We start from the raw sequence: 18,009 nt of genomic DNA, 5'->3' as shown, positions 1-18,009 counted from the left end.
GAGGCGCGGTGCCAGCTGGCACCGCGCCTCCCGTCACGTCGTGGGTGCGGTCATCCCTGGTGGTCGCGCCCGCGGTGCTTCTCGCGCTTCTCGTGTCGCTTGTGCACGCCGGGCTGCTCGCTCTCGGCCGTGCCGTCCGAGTCGCCGCTCAGTCCGTCCGCCAGGCCGTTGGTCTGGTCGAAGGGGCGTCCGAGTGATTCGTCGTTGAGGTCTGCCACGGAGCGGTGACGCTCGTGGGCTTCGGGTTCGGGTTGATCGTCCATGCGCCGGACGCTACGCGCGGCGCGATGTCGCCCGACCCAGACCCGGGACGGTTCGCGCGTCGCGGTACCACGGGCCCCCGTCCGGGGGTACGGTGGTGACTGCGCGCGAGGGGTTCCCCCCAACACCTCGCACGCAGCGCTCGACCGGTTCCCCCCAACAGGTCGAGACGCGCCGGCCCCGGTCTGTTCGCAGACCGGGGCCGTTGCACGTCGCCGGGGCGCGCGTCGCTCGGCGCGCGTCGCTCGGCGCGCGTCGTGCGTCGTGCGTCGTGCGTCGTGCGTCTCGCGTCTCGCGTCAGAGGGTAGCCGCGAAGTCTCGGATGGCCCGCTCCCAGCGCTCCGGGTCCTCGTTCCACTCGAGCGTGTGCGGCGCGGTCCGGAACGCGACCGCCCGGGTCCCCGGACGCGCGGTCTGCGCGGCGACGTCGGCCTCGGCGACGAGGGCGTCGGCCGCCGAGTGCACGAGCAGGGTCGGGGTCGCCGACGCCTGCCACGCGGTCGTCTGGACGGGAGCAGCGGCGCCGGCCAGCCGTGACAGCACGCCGGTGGTCGCGATCCGTGCCGCGACCGTGCCGACGAACGCGGGGAGGTGCGCGCCCGACACCGCACCGCGGAGCGCCGAGGACACGCTGAGCAGCGGCGAGATCCCGACGAGGCCGTCGACCTCGACCCGGGAGGCGGCGACCGAGCACGCGAGCGCCCCCGCCGACCAGCCCTGCAGCACGACCCGGGTGACCCCGCGGCCCCGGGCTGCCCGGACCGCCGTCACGATGCGGTCGACCGCGCCGGGGTCGAGCGAGCGGAGCGGGAGGTCGGTCGTGTCGACGACCTCGGACGTCGCGCCGAGGGCACGCCAGATCGGGATGCCCCGGAGGACCTGCCGCGGCCCGAGCGACTGCCCGTGCACGTGGACGACGTGCGTGGGCCCGTCGCCGGGGACGTCGGTCGGCTCGTCGCCGGGGACCTCGGTCGGCTCGTCGCCGGGGACGTCCGCGAGGTCGTCGTACAGCAGCGCGTCCCAGCCCCACTCGCCGCCGGCTGCCGGGCCGTCCGTGCGCCGCCGGACCGTGTCCCCGTCGATGTCGAGGACGTCCTGCACGCGGACGTCCTGGCCGTCGCGGGTGATCCGGTACGTCCCGGGCAGTCGGGTGTCGCGGGTGGCCACGAACTCGGCCTCGGTCGGGGTGGCGCTCCGCACGGTGGCGGTCGCCGAGTACGGCGTGGGGAAGAGCAGCCGGCGTGCGACGAACGCGCCCAGCCCGAGCGTCCCGACGGCACCCGCTGCGGTCCCGAGTGCGGCGATGCGTCCACCGGTCATGTGGTCTCCTCCAGTCGTGCGGTGGTGAGCGTCGCGGCGGCCGGGACGTCCTGCCCGGCCTCACGCGCGCGGTCCTCGATCTCGACGGACAGCCGGTGCAGTCGACTCCGCCACTGGCGACGCTGCCAGGCGATCGTGAAGTACAGCCCCCGGTTGCCGGACGCGCCCTCGAGTCGCCGCAGCTCGGGCTCCAGCGTCCGGAAGCGGACCCGGGCGGCCCGCCAGTCGCGGAACTCGCGGGCGGCGTCGGGCAGCACCCCGCCGGCGGCACCGACGGCGAGCAGGACCATCGAGGTGAGGAAGACCGGTGCGTAGACGGTGCCGAGCACCCGGACCGCAGCGTCCAGGCCGAGCACGTGCACGGCGTCGAGCGCGACGGCGATGGCCGCGAGCAGGACCATCACCGCGGCCCCGACGACGAACAGCCAGTACATGCGCCCGAGGCCGTCGCCCTCGCGGAAGCCGCGGAGGACCGCCAGTGCGGACCGGGTGATCACGACGGCGATGTACGTCATCTCGACCGCGGAGTAGAGCGCGGTGGGCAGCTGGTCGCCGTACTCGACCATGAACTGCGACGTGGGCACGGGGGCGTCGATCAGCACGAACAGCACGACCAGTGCGACGAGGACCAGTGCGACGCCGACGAGCCGGCTCGGTCGGAGCAGCCGCGCGGACCGGGCGGCCGCCTCGACCGACTGCGCGAGGGCGAACAGGCCGCACACCATCAGGCAGCGGCCGAGCAGGTCGGCGACGTTCGGCGTGCGGGTCAGCCCGCCGAGGAACGTCACGACGTCGGGCTGGTTGATGCTCAGCCCGACGGCGACGAACGCGCAGCAGACCATGAGCCAGGTGACGCTCGCCGACTGGGTCCGGACGAGGCAGAGCCGGACGACGAGGACGGCCAGGATCAGCCAGACCGGGAGGGATCCCCAGACGTGCAGCGTCACCGGAAGATCCCGCGCGGCGCGGTGTCGGGGTCGAGCAGCCCGATCCGCAGGGCGAGCTGGTCGGCCACGAGCTCGACCGCCTGCTCGTGCGGGGTGTCGAGCGACCGGGTGAACGCCGTCCGTCCGGTGAGCAGCCCCGTGTACGCCTCATGGTCGCAGCCGGGGTCGGCGAGGAACACGTGTGCGAGCTCGTGCAGCACGCAGGCCACCCGGGAGCGCTCGGACAGGTCGGGGCGCGTCTCGAGCAGAGCGTGGTCGGCGCGCTGGATGAGCCGGGCGGAGAGGTCACCGGGCAGTGCGGTCGTGCGGAGCCGGATCGGCTTGCCGAGGGCGGACTCGGCGCGGACGAGCAGCTCCGGCAGCGTCAGTCGCCGGGGGAGTCCGAGTCGCTGCACGCTGCGCCGGGCCTCGGCCTGCTGGCGGCGGGCACCGATCCGGTCGGCGAACGCGCTCACGGCGTCGACCCGGAGTCGTCGAGCCGCCGGACGTGCTCGGTGAAGTCGCGGATCTCGGCCGCGGAGGCGAACTCCCCGAGTCGCCGGGTGGCGAACGCCACGACCTCGCGCTTGCGGAGTTCGAGGACGAGTTCGAGCTGCGCCTGCACCCGCTCCGGGACGTCCGTGTTGCCCGCGGCGTCGGTGAGGTACTCGGACGGCACACCGAAGTAGCCGGCAAGCGCGACGAGCAGACGCTGGTCACGGACGGCCGGTCCGTTGCCCCCGAGCATGTAGCCCCACCGCGGTCGGCTCATCGAGGCGCCCTGCGCCTCGATCTCCGCCACGATCTCCTTGTAGGAGGGGCGCTGCCCGGAGTTGGCCTCGACGACGTCCATCAGGAGCTGCAGCTTGCGTGAGAGCTCGCGTCGGTGTGCGTCGTCGTCGGTGTACTCGATCATGTCTCCCCGCCCTGTACATCTGTCTCAGACATGGTAAAACTGAACCAGCGCGTCGGCCAGCGACACCCACTCTGCCAGGCGCGTGCCCGTTCGTCAGGTCGGCATTTCGTGGGGGGATGCCGAACAGGCGGGTTGCGCCGTGCGGTGGTCGCGAGCCGACGACGGACGGGAGGCGCGGTGCCAGCTGGCACCGCGCCTCCCGTCCCGACCGTGGTCGCGTTCTCGTGCGTCGGCCTGATCAGGCCGGCACGTCGCCCCGCCACCCGGTGTCGGTGGGTGCCGACTCGACGCGCTCCTTGTAGTTCTGCAGGTCCTTCTTGATGGCGTGACCGCCGACGCCGACCGCTGCGCCGAGCTTCTCGAGGAAGCCGGAGGGCTCCCAGTCGATCTGCGCGGTGACGCGGGTCTCGTCGTCGGACAGCTTGTGGAAGGTGACGACGCCGGCGTGATCGGTCTCGCCGTCCTTGACCGTCCACGCGACCCGCTCGTCGGGGTGCTGCTCGGTGATGAGGGCACGGAACTCGCGCTCCTGGCCGGCGACCTTCACGGTCCAGTCGGTGGTCTTGTCGTCGACCTGGACGATCTTCTCGACCTCGTCGAGAAACTCGGGGAACTCCTCGAAGCGGGTCCACTGGCCGTAGGCAGCTGCGACGGGGACGTTCACGTCGACGGTTTCGATGATCTGAGGCATGCCCCGGAAGGTAGGCGGCCACGGCTGGGCGCCGTACAGGGGCCTGTCCCCCGGGGCGCACTAGTGTGAGGGAGATGACTGAGCACGGGAAGCACGCGTTCCACGAACGGGACGAGCACGGCATCCTGGTGCGCCCGGCCCTGGCGTCGGACGTCCCGCACATCCAGCGGCTCATCTCGCCCTACGTCGAACGGCGGATCCTGCTCGGCAAGGAGAACGTCGCGCTCTACGGTTCGATCCAGCAGTTCCGGATCGCCGAAGGCCCCGACGGCGTCCCGATCGGGTGCGGTGCGCTCGCCGTGTTCTGGGACGACATCGCCGAGGTGCGCACGCTCGCCCTCGACGCCGACTGGATCCACAAGCGCGTCGGCCACCGCATGCTCGAAGCACTGGAGCACGACGCCCGAGAACTCGGCGTGGCCCGCATCTTCTGCCTGACGTTCGAGGTCGACTTCTTCACGAAGCACGGGTACCTCGAGATCGGCGAGAGCATCGTCTCACCCGAGGTGTACGCCGAGCTCGTCCGGTCGTCGGACGAAGGGGTCGCGGAGTTCCTCGACCTCGCACGGGTGAAGCCGAACACGCTCGGCAACACCCGCATGCTGAAGATCCTCTGACGCTTTCGCATGCCCTCCGGCGGGGTTCCCTCGTCGGGCTCGCGCCGTTGTCTACCCTGTGCGCATGTCGTCGTTCCGTCACCCCGTCGGGCCCGAGAAGCCGGGCGTCTACTGGCGCCGTCGTGCGATGGTCATCGGGGTGCTGCTGCTGATCGTGGTCGTCGTCGTGCTGATCGTGGTCGGGCGGGGTGGGGCGTCTGCTGACCCGGGTTCTTCTTCCACTTCCGCATCCGCATCGTCTGCCGGGCCGTCGTCGTCGCCGCGTGCCACGCCCTCTGCAGCCGCTTCGCCCTCAGGGTCGGCCGCGGCCTCGTCTTCGGCGCCGGCTTCGGCTTCGGCGTCGGCCAAGGACGGGTCGACGTGTGCCAAGGAGCAGATCGAGCTCACGCCCGTCGTCGACAAGACCTCCTACGGCCCCACCGAGGACCCGAAGATCGCCATGTCGATCAAGAACACCGGGTCGAACTCGTGCCACATGGACCTCGGGTCGTCCCAGCAGGTCCTCACGATCTCGTCCGGCGAGGAGCAGTACTGGTCGTCGAAGGACTGCCAGACCGGCGGGACCAACCAGGACGTCACGATCAAGGCCGGGCAGACCCTGACCACGCCGGCGATCGCCTGGGACCGGACGCGGTCGTCGACGTCGACGTGCGACTCGTCACGGCCGTCGGTCACCGGTGGGGGTGCGAGCTACCACCTGGAGGTGGCGGTGGGGAACATCGAGTCGAAGGCGTCGGTGCAGTTCATCCTCGGGTAGTCCGGTGGTGCTCACCGGCTACGATGAAGGCAAGTGGATTGGGAATGCCCGGTCGGCGTCAACCCCCGGATCTCCGGGGGTTTTCGCTTGTCGCGGGGGTTTTCGCTTGTCCGGGGAGACCTCGAGGCCACGGTCCTCGGTGCTGTAACCGTGTCGTGGAACGGGAACGGGCCCGTCGTCACGAGGACGACGGGCCCGTTCGGGCTGGAGGAGATCAGCCGATGACGGAGATGTTCTCCGCCTGCGGGCCCTTGCGACCCTCGGTGATGTCGAACTCCACCTTCTGGTTCTCCTCGAGCGACTTGTAGCCGTTGCCAGCGATCGCGGAGAAGTGAGCGAAGACGTCAGCGGAGCCGTCGTCCGGGGCGATGAAGCCGAAGCCCTTTTCGTTGTTGAACCACTTGACGGTGCCGGTCGATGCCATGATGGCGTTCCTTACTTTCTTGCCAGTCGACATCTGCAGTCGACTGCCTTGCGATGCGGTATTCGCTACCGCCGATCCACCGACGGATGTCGTCAGATCGATGCGTCCTGCGGGCATGGGGCCGGTAGAACGGGTTCGGGGCCAGGCGGCCGGGGAAGGCCAGTGACCGATGGCGCTCGAGGTGCTGTGCACCGGAAGAACGATGGACTCCCGCCGAAGCGGTTGGTACCAATCTACAGTCTTGTGGCCACAAGGGAAGAGCCGAAGTCGCCGAACGTCCATGAATCTGGTGGACTGGGTCTCGATGGCAGACAAGGAACAGCGTGCCCGGAGCGAACAGCTCGAGGCGGCGCTCGAGAAGCAGGACGTCGCGGCGGTGGCGTTCGCGCTCCGCAACGACATCGTGATCGTCCCCCGGCTGGTCACCGGCAAGAAGGACATGCAGGTGCGGGTGTTCGGGCGTGAGGGCTCGGACAAGCGCATCCTGCTGCTGTTCTCGTCGGCAGACGCGTACACGGCGATGGTGCCGGACGAGAAGGTCCGGCAGGTGATGGTCTACGACGGACCGCGGCTCGAGGAGTTCATCGCGGCGCACCTGGATTCGCTCGAGGGCGTCTTCTTCGACATCGCGGGCCCGCACACGATGCAGGCGACGCCTGAGGACCTGCTGGCGGCGCTCCGGGCCTGACTCGCGCTCGCGTGTGCGTCGTTCGGCGGCGTGTCGCACCGCCCGCTCTGCCGTGATCGGTGCTGCCGTGATCGGTCAGAACGCTCGGTCGAGTTCGCGCTCCCGCTCGTTCGCGGCCAGGGAGAACGCGACCCGCAGTGCTTCGCGGAGGTGCTGAGCGTCCGCGCCGAGCACGGTCGTGAAGCCAAGGCGTGCGGCTTCGCTCGCGCGCTGCTTCGTTCCGGTTGTCGGACGGATCTCGCCCGCGAGGCTGATCTCGCCGACGGCCGCCAACGTGTGCGGGTACGGGCGGTCGCGGGCGGCACTCGCCAGGGCCAGTGCGATGGCGAGGTCGGCGCCGGGCTCGGTGAGCTTCATGCCGCCCACCGTGGAGACGTAGACGTCGGCATCCGACAGCTTCAGACCGGCGCGACGTTCGAGCACCGCGAGCAGCATCGCCACGCGTGAGGAGTCGACGCCGTTCACAACCCGGCGCGGCTGGGGTGCCGAGCTCGGGACGACGAGCGCCTGCACCTCGACCGGGAGCGCCCGACGTCCCTCGAGCGCGACGGTCACGCACGTACCGGACACCGGCGCGCCGTTCTTCGACATGAACAGGCCGCTGGGGTCGGGGACCTCGTGGATGCCGTCGCCGGCCATGTCGAAGCAGCCGACCTCGTCCGTGGGGCCGAAGCGGTTCTTGAGCGCGCGGACGAACCGGAGTGCAGTCTGACGGTCGCCCTCGAAGTGGCACACGACGTCGACGAGGTGTTCGAGCAGGCGGGGTCCGGCGATCGTGCCGTCCTTCGTCACGTGCCCGACGATGAGGACCGGGAGCGCCCGGTCCTTCGCGACGCGGATCAGCGTGGAGGCGACCTCACGCACCTGGGACGTGCCACCGGCGATGCCGTCGATCGAGCTCGACGAGATGGTCTGCACCGAGTCGGCGATGAGGAGGTCCGGCTTGACCTGGTCGATCTGACCGAGGATGACGCCGAGGTCGACCTCGCTCGCCAGGTAGAGGTCGTCGTGCATCGCCCCGGTGCGCTCGGCGCGGAGCCGGACCTGGTCGACGGATTCCTCGGCGCTGACGTAGAGCACGCGCTTGCCGGTCGCCGCCGCTCGTGAAGCGACCTCGAGCAGGAGCGTGGACTTGCCGACGCCGGGCTCGCCGGACAACAGGACCGCCGCACCCGGGACCACTCCGCCGCCGAGGACGCGGTCGAACTCGCCGATGCCGGTCTGCCAGCGCTGGACCGTCGTTCCGCGGGATTCGGTGATGGGCCGTGCCACGCGGTTGCCGGTGACCGCCACCGAGGTGGTGCCCCGGACGCTGGCGGTGGCCGCGGTGGAGTCCTCGACCGTGCCCCAGGACTGGCACTCACCGCAGCGGCCGACCCACTTGATGCTGGTCCAGCCGCACTCGGTGCAGCGGTAGAGGGACTGAGCGCGCGCCATGATCGCCAGGCTAGGCGGTGCCGCCGACATCACCCGCGCGGTCGTCCGGACCGTCGGGGCGCGTGTCGGGTCCGGCGTCGGGCAAGGTGACCGATCCGGTCATGCGCTGCCGGAGGCGGTCGATGCGGCCGGGGCGCTCGGCGTGATCGAGAGCCTCGGCGCCCTCGGTGTCCTGCTCGGCCCGGGCGGTCGCCACCGCTCCGGCTCCGGCGCCGAGGTCCTCGGCTTCACGGGCGGACAGGTAGTGCCGGATCGCCGCGACGACGTCGACCCGAGCATCGACCGCGGGTTCGAACGCGCTCGCCCAGATCTCGTACCCACGGTCGTTCGGGTGGAACAGGTCGCCGTAGCTGTTGAAGAACGTCCGGCGCAGCCCGACCCGCTTCGTGATGGTGTGCAACGGCGCGACCGTGAGACCGAACTCCTCGGCCACCCGGTGCACGATCTCGTTCGCCACGGCGACCTTGCGCTCACGGTCGGGGACGAACATGCACGGCAGCTCGGCGACGATCGCGTGCGACGGGACCGCGCCGTAGATGTCGCGGATGTTCCGCTCGAACTTGTCGGGGTGGAAATCGGCGATGTCGTTCGCGCCGATCGACACCGTGCAGATGTCGGGTGTGTAGTTGCGGAGCTTCGGCAGTTGGTCCTTCCGTGCGCCCCACGTCGTCGAGCCGGACACGCTGAGGTTCACGACGCGGACCGACGACCGTGAGCGGTGTCGGATCCGGCGGGCGAGCAGTCCCACGTACCCGCGGTGGGGTTCGCTCGCACCGACGCCCTGCGCTGCCGAGTCACCGATCGCGAGGTACGTGATCTGCCCTTCGTGCTGCAAACGCTCGCGCCACCAGTCGGCGTGCACGGGCAGCAGTTCGCCGACGCGACGGGCGGCGGCGCGCTGGCCACGGACGCCTGCCCGGGCGCCGAAGGCAGCGCCCCCGAGGACGGTGAGGCCGCCGACGACCGACGACAGCAGTGCGATGAGCGTGCGAGATCTCATGCGGTGGACGTTACGCGGACATCTTCGGGACGCGATCCGTTCCGACCGGGCCGTGGCCGGGCGCTCGGGACCGGGCATCTGTGGAGGGGGAGCCGACGCGCGGTGGTGCGTGGCGCCTCCTGGATCGTGTAAACTCTTTCCCGGTACCGTGTCCGAGCGGCCGAAGGATCATGTCTCGAAAACATGTGTGGGGGCAACTCCACCGTGGGTTCAAATCCCACCGGTACCGCCAGCGGGCGATTCACGGAACTCAGTGAAGAGATTCACGGAACTGGTGAAGCCCATGACGAAGGCCCTCAGGGACTCCCTGGGGGCCTTCGTTGGTGTTGTGGGCTTGCACGCTCTGAGTTGATGCGGCGGTGACGTCGACTCTTCAACGCCGAGGGGGTGAATCGCGGACACGGGCGACGGCTCCGGAGGACCGCGTTACGGTCACGGGTCACAGTGCGCCGACCGCTGGACGACGAAAGCTATCAGCGGCGAAAGTGCGATTCGTACTGGTGGATCAGTGCGACGGATGCCCGACGGCACGGCGCTTACCGCCATCGGATGTTGCGAGGTGCGAACCCAGCCACCCCAGGAAACCCGTGCCCCATGCTCATCGGAGCGGCGATGGCCGTCGCAGTGGTCGGAATGTGGCCGTACGGGGAGGCGAACACGTTCGGTGAGCAGGGGCAGCCGGCCTGGGAACGAGTCCTGGCTGACTGCTGTGAGTCGTAGACGGCGGGTCCGATCGCGCCGGACCACTTATCCGCGACTGGGCCGGCACTTGTCATCTCGTTCAGGTCGTAGAAGCTTGCACGCCAGGACGCGACCGGCCCGGACTTGTACGGTCGCGCAACGACGAGGCGGGTCGCCCTCATCAGTGCGAGGCGTTTGCTGCTCATCCCTGGTGATCACGACGAACTTTCAGCCCGGCTCCTCATATCGTTGATGGTCACCGTAGACCAATTCGAACTGATCTCACCCGACGAGAAGCCCATGCCATTGGGATGACGGGGGAGTCGGCCGCTCGGGGGGACGCAGCGATCCGGCGTGGTCTGTCCTTCGCAGTCGCGTCGGACGGTCGGGCATCGGAGAGACGGTGCCGCCGTTGTGATTGTGCCGCCGAATCGTCGCCGCGCGCGACATTGTCGCGCCGCCCGCTTCACGAAAAACGGCGGGTGTCCGCTGTCGTGGACCGCACGCATCGCGGTCGGTCGTTGCTCGGCAGAGTATGTGTCTGATCACGCTCGGATCGCGTTCCACTGAGACCCGTTGCACCACCATCCGTTCCGGGTCTTGCGGTGCACTATCCACAGGTCCCCGACTGGATGGCTCAGTTGCGGTGGGCGACTTGGGACGTCGAAGCCGTCTGCTGAAGGTGCGTCACGTAGAGCTCGCGCGATCCTGAACGGTGAGTAGGAGTCGATCCACACGAAAAGGTGGGTACTGATTGCCCCAGAATTGGCGAGTTTCCGAGAGTTATCGAGCCGTTCGTTGAGGTCGTCTTCGATCGCAGCCAACGCGTCCTCGCTGGATCCGGCCGTGCCGCCACCGCCCGCGGCCCAAACGATTCGGTGTTCGTGCGGGTCCGTCTTGCAAAGTTCGGGCGGCGCGACAGCGTGGTCAATTCCGTTGCGCAGGAGCGATCTGACCGCTTCCTGCACCTCGGGCTGCGCATCGCTGAACATGTACCGGGACCGACGCCATACCGACGGCACGGAGTGCTCCGATAACGTCCGCAGCATTGGAACGACCCGGTCCGGGAGCCCATTCATTCGCGGGTGGCGATCATTCACCGTGACCAGCCAACACTGCAGGAGGGCCGCCGACGTCGACTGGTCTCCGAGCAGCCGCCCCGTCGGCCCTCGGGCGGCCTTTGCCGCCTCGTCGGTCACCGACGTCACCTCGACGGCAACAGTGCCGTCCTCCGAGATGTAGTCAGCTTCGCCGTTCATGTCGGCGTGAAGCAAGACGACACCGGTCACCGCAAGGAAGACCGCGCGTGCATCCAACTCGTCCGGACGTTCTGTATTGACCATGCCCTCTCTTCCTCGTGGCTTGCAGAGTCTAAGTGCGTCACCTCCGGGCAACTCAAGCGCCTTCGGAGATGTCGTCCCCATACCCTTCCCCGCTCGATTAGGGGTGCTTTTGCCAAGTCCGACGGCGAGCGGTCAGTGGCCACTTCTAGAATCTTTCCCGCAGGAGGGATGGTGTGATGAAGAAGACGTTGAACGGCGTTTGGCAAGGCTGGAAGGGCGACACTGTCGTTGAGCTCACGGATGGATCGAAGTGGGAGCAGGCGGAGTACTACTACGAATACCGGTACGCCTACCGCCCCGAAGTCACGCTCACAGGCGACCTGATGCTCGTCGAAGGCATGCAGCGGGCGGTCCGGGTTCGTCGCCTCAGGTGACGATATAGACCACCAACGAGCAGAGCCTGGGGTTGAGCCGCCGTCACCTCTAAGGTGAGCGCATGGGGTTCTCAGTACGGATGGCACCTGGTGTGCGAGTGCGGGTATCAAGCCGAGGCGTGCGAACCAGCATTGGCCCGCGTGCTGCACGCGTGCACGTCGGCGGCGGAGCGACCGGGTTCTCCTCCGGAGTCGGGCCCGTGACCTATTCGACCAGCCTCGGGGTCAGCCGGCGGAGCTCGTCCGGCTCGATGACCCGGTCGGTTGCCGCGTCGAGCCGTGCGGAAGCCGCTGACCAGCTCGTCGACGTGTATCGACGAATCGCGAGCTTGCACCATGAGCACTTCATGCCTGCGGACCCGCCCGTCGCTCCGGAATCGCCACTCATCGACACCGCCGAGGTGGAGCAGCGCCACCGGAAAGCGAGCCTCAAAGGGATCAGCATCTTCGCTCGCGGTCGCCGACGTGACGCCCTCGCACAAGCGGCCGCGGCTTCGCAATCAGAGGTTCACGCGCGGGAACTCGAGCGGACGCGAGGTCGCACCGCAGCCCAGGCTCAATTCGACGCTGAATGGGCGCAGCTTCAGGCGAACGAACCGGATGCGGTCATCGCTGCTCTCGCGGCTGCGTTCGAGGACAACGACGCGGCGGCCGCACCGCTCGGTGTCTCCGGAGACGAAGCGACTGTCGTTGTCATTGTGCCCACACTTGCCGGCATGCCGCAGAAGAAACCTGATGTCACCCCAACGGGCCGGCCGACCATCAAAGCGGTGCCGAAGAAGGAAGCAGCAGCGTGGCACGCCACCGCAGTCGCCGGCTGCATCCTCGTCACCGTCAAAGAAGCGTTCGCTGTCGCTCCCGGGCTGAAGTCGGTCCGCATCGTCGCCGCGACGACACCAGAAAGCGACGCATACGGCAACCGCCACCCCGACGTGCTCATCGCAGCACGGTTCGAACGGGAACGGTTGTACGGTGTGCAGTGGGAGACGACTGAGTCCGTCCGGATCCTCAACGATGTCAGCAGCGAACTGCAGCTGAAGCAGGTCGGCGTAGCCAAGACGCTCACCCCGCTACCGCTCGAAGACGAACCGGAGCTGCAAGCGCTGCTCAATGCGATCGACAACGAGGAGCTCGGGGCGTGACAGAACCAGACGCCGCGGCATCCGCTGATGCCGGAGTCAGTTCCTACGATGAGGACGACCATGAGTGGACCGACAGGGCCGGGGAAATCAGCGTTGTCGAAGATGGCGACGAGCTCGCTGTTCTGTGGCAGGCAGAGGGGGCCCTCGAAGCCTTCGAGATGTTGCGCTTCAACCCATCTACAAAGCTAGTTCGGATCTTCCCGCTGGCGCGCCAGAGCATGGGATTCGACCCTGAGTTTGACCGGATCAGGGAGCTGCAGCTCACCCTGAACTGGGACGAGACGCCACCGACGGAGGTCAGCGACTTCAGCGGCCTCCTTAGAGTTCTCGGCCTCCCTGCCGCCTTCAACCCAGTGTTCGCTTACGGAGTAGGCCTCACCCGTGCCTACCGCGGAATCGTCAGCGAGATCGAGAGGGCAACGGACTGCACTGTTATCAGGTTTGTGGAGGATGAAGCGGAAGGCGCGGATGGAGACGCTTTCACCGTCCGGCTCCAGCGGCTCGATGATTACCGCCGTACCGTTGACCGCACCTACCAACGAGCCGGTGCGGCGCGCAGCCGGGTCATCGAAGCGGAAGCTCACAACGCTGTCGCCGACCTCTTTGGCCGGGCGCCGGTTCCGCCGAAGTTCGGGACGAACCCAACGATTCGCATGCTGACGGAGGAAGTAGCTACCGGCCATCTGACGACGCAGGCGGACCGGGTACTCCTTGTGGAGGAGCTTGCACGTCAAGCTCCCCAAGTTGCTGCAGAGTCGCCGAAACAGTTCGGCCGGCTCCGCGAGGACCTGGAACTGGTTTCCCTCGAGACGCTGATCATTCAGTACGACGCTGGGCTCGAGGGTCCGCGGTCGCGGGACGAGGCGCATTGGCAGCAGTTTTTCACGGCAAATCCGTTCGCGTTACAACAAGTGTTCGCTGCGCCGATCCTTGTCGTCGGTGGCCAAGTGCACGTGAAGGGGACGACGGCTCTCGGTGGTGAATCTCGGATCACCGACTTCCTGTGTGTGAACGCGGTCACCCGCACCGCTATCGCCGTGGAAATCAAAACGCCGGCGACGTCGCTCATGGCGAAGAGCCCGTACCGGGGTGAGCGTGCGGCGAGGATCTTCCCGACCCATAAAGATCTCAGCGGCGCGGTCGCCCAGGTGCAGGCCCAGATGGAGTCAGTCTCGCGGCATCTCGAAGTGCACCCAGATTTCGGACACGTCGACAAGTGGCATGTTTCTGGCGCTGTGATCATCGGCCAAGCCGAAACTCTCGACTCCGAGCAGACGGAATCCTTCCTGCGCTACCGGGAAGGTCTCGGTACCGTCACCGTTCTCGGCTTCGATGAGATCGGCGCCCGGCTACGGCACTTGGAAAGGCTCCTATCGGGAGCTTCATCCAGCGAAAGCGTACCAAGGCAGTGACAGGCACTCTCGGCGCGGCCGACTGAAATGACTAGGACAGCGTGGCGCTCACGGTAGCGCACTGTTTCAGCACCTCCTGCTCGAGCGATAGGCGGGCCGTCAATCGCTGGGCGACGCCAGCGAACCGGAAGCCGAGTGGGATCATCAGTCGCTGCCGGGTGATGCGCAGGTCGCTGCCTGTGGTCACCGTCCCCCGCTGGTGAGCGTGTCCGTGCACAGGGTCGGCACGACTGCGCACCACATCATCAAATGCGGCGGAGCTCGCCCAGACCATCTTGTCAGAGCTTGTCGCCTACGCCGATGCGGCTCTGCCGTAGCCTGAGCTTGTGAGCCTAGATGCGTTGTTTCCCCCGCTGCCGAGTGAGCAACTGCGGAGACGGCAACTAGCACAGGATGAGGCGGGGGGTAATCCGGTCTGGGATGACACGGTGGGACCAACAGTCGCGCAACGCATCAAGGCAGCCCTCCACGAGATGACTAACGCTCCCGATCGAGTATTTGGAAACGCTGACCGTCACCGACGTATCAACGGGTATTCTGGAAGTGACGCCACGGGCACTGAAGAAGCCCTCGGTGGAAATGGATCGAATGCAGATAGACTCGACGCGGTCGGTGCCGCCGTGCATGCGATGTTCCGCCTTGAAGCAGCCGACAACGAGGAAGTCGACGTTAGCGGGTGGAATCGCGACTACGAGCAGCCGCGGTACCAAGCCGCAGAATTCGCGGCGATCGTCAACGATATCCTGCTAGGAAGCAGGGTCGACTGGGCATACGCAGAGGGGTACTTCCAACCCCGCGGCAACCACGTTCTGCACCAGCAGCTCATAAAGCCAGCTTCAGTGCTGCTCGACTCGGACCCGAAATTCACCCCGGCTTCTCAGGGGCTCCAGCTCGCCATCTCGCGGCTATCGAATGACTCAACGGACGCCGCGATCACGGACGCTGCTTCCGCAGTGCAAGAATTCTTCAGAGCCCTCGGGGTGGACGGGAACAGCATCAGTGATCAGCTGAACGTCGCTACTACTCAGGGGATCATCTCCGCGGTAGATCGAAAACTATTGATGCCGATCGTTACTTGGGTCAATGCGGACCGGTCCGAGCGGGGTAACGCTCATCATCATCGTGACGGAGACGTTTCAAGAGCAGACGCGTGGCTCATGATTCACGTGGCGTCTGCGCTCATTGTTCGACTCTCAGGGCAGGAGCCGCGGGACATCCTCGCTGCCCGGGAGAAGCGGGACGAACTCCGACTCGCCGCCGAGCAGCAACGACTTGAAGAGGAAGCTGCCGCCGCCCTCGCCGAACAGACACGCAACACGCAGCGATTGTGGGGGTCGCCCTACGATGATGAGACTCCGTTTTGAGCCATCACTCGGTCAGCGCGATCTGATCTGTCTGTCGCATTTCTTTCGACTGGCTGGCATCGCACCCGCCAACGTCGGCTTCATGCTGTCGTTCATGCCCCAGCGGTCCAGGAGGAACGGCGGAGCTACGCGAAACTGCCTCTGACCAGCCAGTTCGCTCGCCCGGAGGAAATTCTGCAAGCTGGCGGAGGCAAGAGGCGCGCGGCATGTAGCGAGAACTCCGCGCCGCTGCGCGGAAGTAGCGAGATCCGTGAAACGCCCGCCAAGGGGCGATTCACGGAACTTGGTGAAGAGATTCACGGAACTCGCGAAGCCTGGCGAAGGCCCTCAGGATGAGCTCCTGAGGGCCTTCGCCTTTTCCTGAGTCGGGGCAGCTTCTGCGTGGCGAGCCGGACCTCGGCTTGCCGCCAACGGCTCGGTGCGCAGGATTGTACGCATCGCGAACCTGCTGGCTGATGCGGCCCTGTGCAGCGACATCGAGACCGTTCGCGGCAGCGCACTCGCGGATCTTCGCGAGTTCGTCTGCGCTGCTTCGGTCCTTCGGCGCCGAGGAACTCGCGCCACGTCCGGCGCGGGCGCCCGCCGTCTTGTGGGCCTCGGCGCCCGCAGTGAACGCGACGCTGACCGCTGCGGAGAAGCGACACAAAGTGACGCGCGGTCGCTCGGCCCGTGGCTGCTCTGGGGTGAGGTCGGCAGCTGTCCTGTTGTTGTCATTTGCTTGATGCGCTTGGGGTTGCGACGTTCGCGAGAACGCGAGCGGTGACGAGCGCGTACCTGCGTTTCGACTCCGACAGTTCGTAAGGACGGACGTTGAAGCTGCCTGAAAGATCCGTTCGAGCATCGCGTCGGCCGTAGTCCACGACCGCGAGTAATCCGATCGGTGCGTTCGACACCTGATACTGAATCGCTTGACTGCCGTACTTTGTCGCAAGCTGGTCAAAGGTGTGTGGAGTGGTGACACGCTTCGACTCGATGACGAACTGTTGCCCTTCGCTTATGAGGATGATATCGGATCGCCCCCCAGCAATGTCGGGTACCTCACGCATTGCTTGGAGGCCGCTACTCCGCATCCAGTTACGCAATTCGTTAGAGAACGTGGCTTCGAGTTCGCTGCGCCCGCTGGGGCCGAGCCATTTCGCTCGGGTTTCGCCAGACTGATTCACGTTGAGAAAGTTCGAAACGAAGCGCACTAGGGTGGTCGCGATCGGATAGAGTGCCACACGCACGTCGGCTTTCAAGGGGACGATGGTATCTACCTCTTGCAAAATCACGTCGACGTATTCGGACTCGGTAACCGTGAGGTTCGCGTGTTTCTGCGCGAGCATTTCCAGCACTGGAACGACTGCCGGGTGATCGTTTGCGGCGGCATTCACCTGCTCGTAGGAAGCGCCTGTGAGGCCGAACACATCCTGCACCTTCTGGGGGACTAGCGAGAGGAGATTTGAGCTCGCAGTCCCCTCAGATTGTTTTGGGGGCGCATCACCTCGAAGAACGTCGCGAAAGCTGCGAAGCTCGGCCGCAAGTTCCGGGTCGGCGGTATCGGTGAGCCATTTGTCTAGCTGACGCGTGATGTCCGCGATCGCGGAGAACCCAGTCACGAGTCGCGGATGGACGAGTGCGAGGAGCCCCTCATTGTCTGCTGAATCTCCGCTAGGGGCCGCGCGTGCGATGACTCGGATCGTGCGGCTTGATACAAGTACGCGTCCGGCGGCGGCTATGACTGCGCCGGCGTTGAGCCAGGTGTCGTCGCCGAGTTCTCGCAATGATTCGAGGTCGGTGATGAGGATGAGCCAACGGCTCACGGTTTCAGCGCGGGGGCGACGCCAGGTCGGTATGGTGCCGATGAAGCCTGTCAGGTACTCGTATACCTCACCGTGCAGCTGAGCGACCGCCGCCTGAGTGATCCGCGCGCCGTTGGCGAACGACTGCAGGAGTTGAGCGGCGGTTCCGAAAGCTCGTGCGTCTGGCCGTTCTTCCCATGACAGTGCCGTGTTGAACCAGGCGATTGCTTCTGAGAGCGCAGTGGATGCAGCAGCTACGTTCGCAGCCGACACCGCGTCACGGAGGCTGCGGAAACCGAGTTCGACTGCAGCGTCTGCGTCATCGCGATTGGCGAGTCGCTGCAGTGACTGAAGAAGGTCACCGTCTTCCCAAGTGTCGATTGCCGCTCCAAGCGCTCGGAGAAGGAACGGGCTCACTTCGGCGTCATCGTCAAGCAGAGCCGTAACTCGTTCATCCAGGGCAGCTCTGATGGGCAGCCCGCGGGCCCACTCGCCGATCCCCAACCGCACCCAGCCCTCGAGAGCGATCTCGGCGCGGATTCCAGGTTGACGAGCGATGCCGGAGAAGCGAAGCGCAAGCTCCGAGTGCACAGCCGGCAAAACCTCCCTCGATTCGAGAATGACGTTTATCGCATCCACCATGAGGAATGGGTTCGGGGAAGCAGCTGCTCCGAGCATGAACCGCGCGGCGTCCTTGCGCTGGTCCACGTCGAGCCCGTCCCACTCGTCACAGAACGCGGCGACTACGAGCGCCCCGCGTTCGTCCTCGAGGAGTTCTTCGTCGCCGAGAATCAGCGTGGTACCGCCGAGGTCGTCGACCGTGAACGACGTGAGTGACTCGAAGCGATCCGTTACTGCGCCCATATCAACCTCCT

Annotated in this window: 19 protein-coding genes and 1 tRNA gene; 8 read left to right on the top strand and 12 right to left on the bottom strand. The window is 66.8% G+C overall.

The features are described from left to right. Positions 1 to 50: 50 nt before the first annotated feature. The 6 genes from HWD93_RS03780 to HWD93_RS03755 form a co-directional block, all read right to left on the bottom strand. On the bottom strand, positions 51 to 263 hold the full coding sequence (locus tag HWD93_RS03780) for a hypothetical protein (RefSeq protein WP_139199319.1): 213 nt from the start codon (positions 261 to 263) through the stop codon (positions 51 to 53). 295 nt (positions 264 to 558) lie between these two features. Further along, entirely contained in the window at positions 559 to 1,581 is a 1,023-nt protein-coding gene (locus HWD93_RS03775; protein WP_261646080.1) for an alpha/beta fold hydrolase, read from the bottom strand. Then, a complete protein-coding gene (locus tag HWD93_RS03770) occupies positions 1,578 to 2,528 on the bottom strand; it encodes a hypothetical protein (RefSeq protein ID WP_261646079.1) in 951 nt (316 codons plus the stop codon). The genes HWD93_RS03775 and HWD93_RS03770 overlap by 4 nt, the downstream gene beginning before the upstream one ends. Next, the gene (locus tag HWD93_RS03765) at positions 2,525 to 2,983 is read right to left on the bottom strand and encodes a hypothetical protein (RefSeq protein ID WP_070417312.1); all 459 of its coding nucleotides are present in this window, start codon (positions 2,981 to 2,983) and stop codon (positions 2,525 to 2,527) included. Before HWD93_RS03765 ends, HWD93_RS03770 begins: the two co-directional genes overlap by 4 nt. Next, positions 2,980 to 3,423, bottom strand: a complete 444-nt coding sequence (locus HWD93_RS03760; protein WP_070417311.1) for a hypothetical protein — start codon at positions 3,421 to 3,423, stop codon at positions 2,980 to 2,982. Before HWD93_RS03760 ends, HWD93_RS03765 begins: the two co-directional genes overlap by 4 nt. A gap of 238 nt (positions 3,424 to 3,661) precedes the next feature. Next, the gene (locus tag HWD93_RS03755) at positions 3,662 to 4,114 is read right to left on the bottom strand and encodes an SRPBCC family protein (RefSeq protein WP_261646078.1); all 453 of its coding nucleotides are present in this window, start codon (positions 4,112 to 4,114) and stop codon (positions 3,662 to 3,664) included. Between the two features lie 74 nt (positions 4,115 to 4,188). Here HWD93_RS03755 and HWD93_RS03750 point away from each other — a divergent pair, with 74 nt between their 5' ends. Continuing rightward, positions 4,189 to 4,731: an amino-acid N-acetyltransferase gene (locus HWD93_RS03750; protein WP_261646077.1), complete on the top strand. Its 543-nt coding sequence runs from the start codon at positions 4,189 to 4,191 to the stop codon at positions 4,729 to 4,731. 64 nt (positions 4,732 to 4,795) lie between these two features. Beyond that, positions 4,796 to 5,488, top strand: coding sequence for a hypothetical protein (locus HWD93_RS03745; RefSeq protein ID WP_261646076.1), 693 nt, complete (start codon positions 4,796 to 4,798; stop codon positions 5,486 to 5,488). A 214-nt stretch (positions 5,489 to 5,702) separates the two neighbouring features. On the opposite strand, the gene HWD93_RS03740 is transcribed toward HWD93_RS03745, so the two are convergent. Further along, positions 5,703 to 5,912 (bottom strand): cold-shock protein, encoded by a 210-nt coding sequence (locus tag HWD93_RS03740; protein WP_022907629.1) that lies wholly within the window; start codon positions 5,910 to 5,912, stop codon positions 5,703 to 5,705. Positions 5,913 to 6,216: 304 nt separating this feature from the next. Here HWD93_RS03740 and HWD93_RS03735 point away from each other — a divergent pair, with 304 nt between their 5' ends. Beyond that, positions 6,217 to 6,600 (top strand): SseB family protein, encoded by a 384-nt coding sequence (locus tag HWD93_RS03735; RefSeq protein WP_261646075.1) that lies wholly within the window; start codon positions 6,217 to 6,219, stop codon positions 6,598 to 6,600. Between the two features lie 75 nt (positions 6,601 to 6,675). Here HWD93_RS03735 and radA read toward each other — a convergent pair whose 3' ends face one another. Both radA and HWD93_RS03725 read right to left on the bottom strand, forming a co-directional pair. Next, positions 6,676 to 8,037: a DNA repair protein RadA gene (gene radA, locus HWD93_RS03730; protein WP_070419292.1), complete on the bottom strand. Its 1,362-nt coding sequence runs from the start codon at positions 8,035 to 8,037 to the stop codon at positions 6,676 to 6,678. Between the two features lie 10 nt (positions 8,038 to 8,047). Further along, entirely contained in the window at positions 8,048 to 9,037 is a 990-nt protein-coding gene (locus HWD93_RS03725) for an SGNH/GDSL hydrolase family protein (protein WP_092387910.1), read from the bottom strand. Between the two features lie 142 nt (positions 9,038 to 9,179). On the opposite strand from HWD93_RS03725, the gene HWD93_RS03720 reads away from it, so the two are divergent. Beyond that, a tRNA-Ser gene (locus HWD93_RS03720) sits at positions 9,180 to 9,269 on the top strand. A gap of 994 nt (positions 9,270 to 10,263) precedes the next feature. Here the strand turns inward: HWD93_RS03720 and HWD93_RS03715 are convergent. Beyond that, positions 10,264 to 11,061, bottom strand: coding sequence for a hypothetical protein (locus HWD93_RS03715; RefSeq protein WP_261646074.1), 798 nt, complete (start codon positions 11,059 to 11,061; stop codon positions 10,264 to 10,266). Positions 11,062 to 11,237: 176 nt separating this feature from the next. On the opposite strand from HWD93_RS03715, the gene HWD93_RS03710 reads away from it, so the two are divergent. The 4 genes from HWD93_RS03710 to HWD93_RS03695 all read left to right on the top strand — a co-directional run bounded on the left by HWD93_RS03710 (position 11,238) and on the right by HWD93_RS03695 (position 15,353). Then, positions 11,238 to 11,435 (top strand): hypothetical protein, encoded by a 198-nt coding sequence (locus HWD93_RS03710; protein ID WP_261646073.1) that lies wholly within the window; start codon positions 11,238 to 11,240, stop codon positions 11,433 to 11,435. A gap of 200 nt (positions 11,436 to 11,635) precedes the next feature. Then, entirely contained in the window at positions 11,636 to 12,577 is a 942-nt protein-coding gene (locus tag HWD93_RS03705; RefSeq protein ID WP_261646072.1) for a hypothetical protein, read from the top strand. Then, positions 12,574 to 13,989, top strand: coding sequence for a DUF4263 domain-containing protein (locus tag HWD93_RS03700; protein WP_261646071.1), 1,416 nt, complete (start codon positions 12,574 to 12,576; stop codon positions 13,987 to 13,989). The genes HWD93_RS03705 and HWD93_RS03700 overlap by 4 nt, the downstream gene beginning before the upstream one ends. A 428-nt stretch (positions 13,990 to 14,417) precedes the next feature. After that, entirely contained in the window at positions 14,418 to 15,353 is a 936-nt protein-coding gene (locus HWD93_RS03695; protein WP_261646070.1) for a hypothetical protein, read from the top strand. A gap of 274 nt (positions 15,354 to 15,627) precedes the next feature. On the opposite strand, the gene HWD93_RS03690 is transcribed toward HWD93_RS03695, so the two are convergent. After that, positions 15,628 to 15,999, bottom strand: coding sequence for an Lsr2 family protein (locus tag HWD93_RS03690; RefSeq protein ID WP_261646069.1), 372 nt, complete (start codon positions 15,997 to 15,999; stop codon positions 15,628 to 15,630). A gap of 64 nt (positions 16,000 to 16,063) precedes the next feature. Next, on the bottom strand, positions 16,064 to 17,998 hold the full coding sequence (locus tag HWD93_RS03685) for a hypothetical protein (protein ID WP_261646068.1): 1,935 nt from the start codon (positions 17,996 to 17,998) through the stop codon (positions 16,064 to 16,066). Positions 17,999 to 18,009: the final 11 nt, after the last annotated feature.

This window comes from Curtobacterium sp. C2H10, from assembly GCF_025407985.1.
GTDB lineage: Bacteria > Actinomycetota > Actinomycetes > Actinomycetales > Microbacteriaceae > Curtobacterium.
The sequence above is the reverse complement of the archived record's forward strand: the minus strand, read 5'-3'. Positions and strand labels throughout refer to the sequence as shown.

What these genes read in the sequence shown, in the direction of transcription:
- HWD93_RS03780 (WP_139199319.1), bottom strand. Translation starts at nt 263, where the DNA reads ATGGACGATCAACCCGAACCCGAAGCCCACGAGCGTCACCGCTCCGTG.
- HWD93_RS03775 (WP_261646080.1), bottom strand. Translation starts at nt 1,581, where the DNA reads ATGACCGGTGGACGCATCGCCGCACTCGGGACCGCAGCGGGTGCCGTC.
- HWD93_RS03760 (WP_070417311.1), bottom strand. Translation starts at nt 3,423, where the DNA reads ATGATCGAGTACACCGACGACGACGCACACCGACGCGAGCTCTCACGC.
- HWD93_RS03755 (WP_261646078.1), bottom strand. Translation starts at nt 4,114, where the DNA reads ATGCCTCAGATCATCGAAACCGTCGACGTGAACGTCCCCGTCGCAGCT.
- HWD93_RS03750 (WP_261646077.1), top strand. Translation starts at nt 4,189, where the DNA reads ATGACTGAGCACGGGAAGCACGCGTTCCACGAACGGGACGAGCACGGC.
- HWD93_RS03745 (WP_261646076.1), top strand. Translation starts at nt 4,796, where the DNA reads ATGTCGTCGTTCCGTCACCCCGTCGGGCCCGAGAAGCCGGGCGTCTAC.
- HWD93_RS03740 (WP_022907629.1), bottom strand. Translation starts at nt 5,912, where the DNA reads ATGGCATCGACCGGCACCGTCAAGTGGTTCAACAACGAAAAGGGCTTC.
- HWD93_RS03735 (WP_261646075.1), top strand. Translation starts at nt 6,217, where the DNA reads ATGGCAGACAAGGAACAGCGTGCCCGGAGCGAACAGCTCGAGGCGGCG.
- radA (WP_070419292.1), bottom strand. Translation starts at nt 8,037, where the DNA reads ATGGCGCGCGCTCAGTCCCTCTACCGCTGCACCGAGTGCGGCTGGACC.
- HWD93_RS03725 (WP_092387910.1), bottom strand. Translation starts at nt 9,037, where the DNA reads ATGAGATCTCGCACGCTCATCGCACTGCTGTCGTCGGTCGTCGGCGGC.
- HWD93_RS03715 (WP_261646074.1), bottom strand. Translation starts at nt 11,061, where the DNA reads ATGGTCAATACAGAACGTCCGGACGAGTTGGATGCACGCGCGGTCTTC.
- HWD93_RS03710 (WP_261646073.1), top strand. Translation starts at nt 11,238, where the DNA reads ATGAAGAAGACGTTGAACGGCGTTTGGCAAGGCTGGAAGGGCGACACT.
- HWD93_RS03685 (WP_261646068.1), bottom strand. Translation starts at nt 17,998, where the DNA reads ATGGGCGCAGTAACGGATCGCTTCGAGTCACTCACGTCGTTCACGGTC.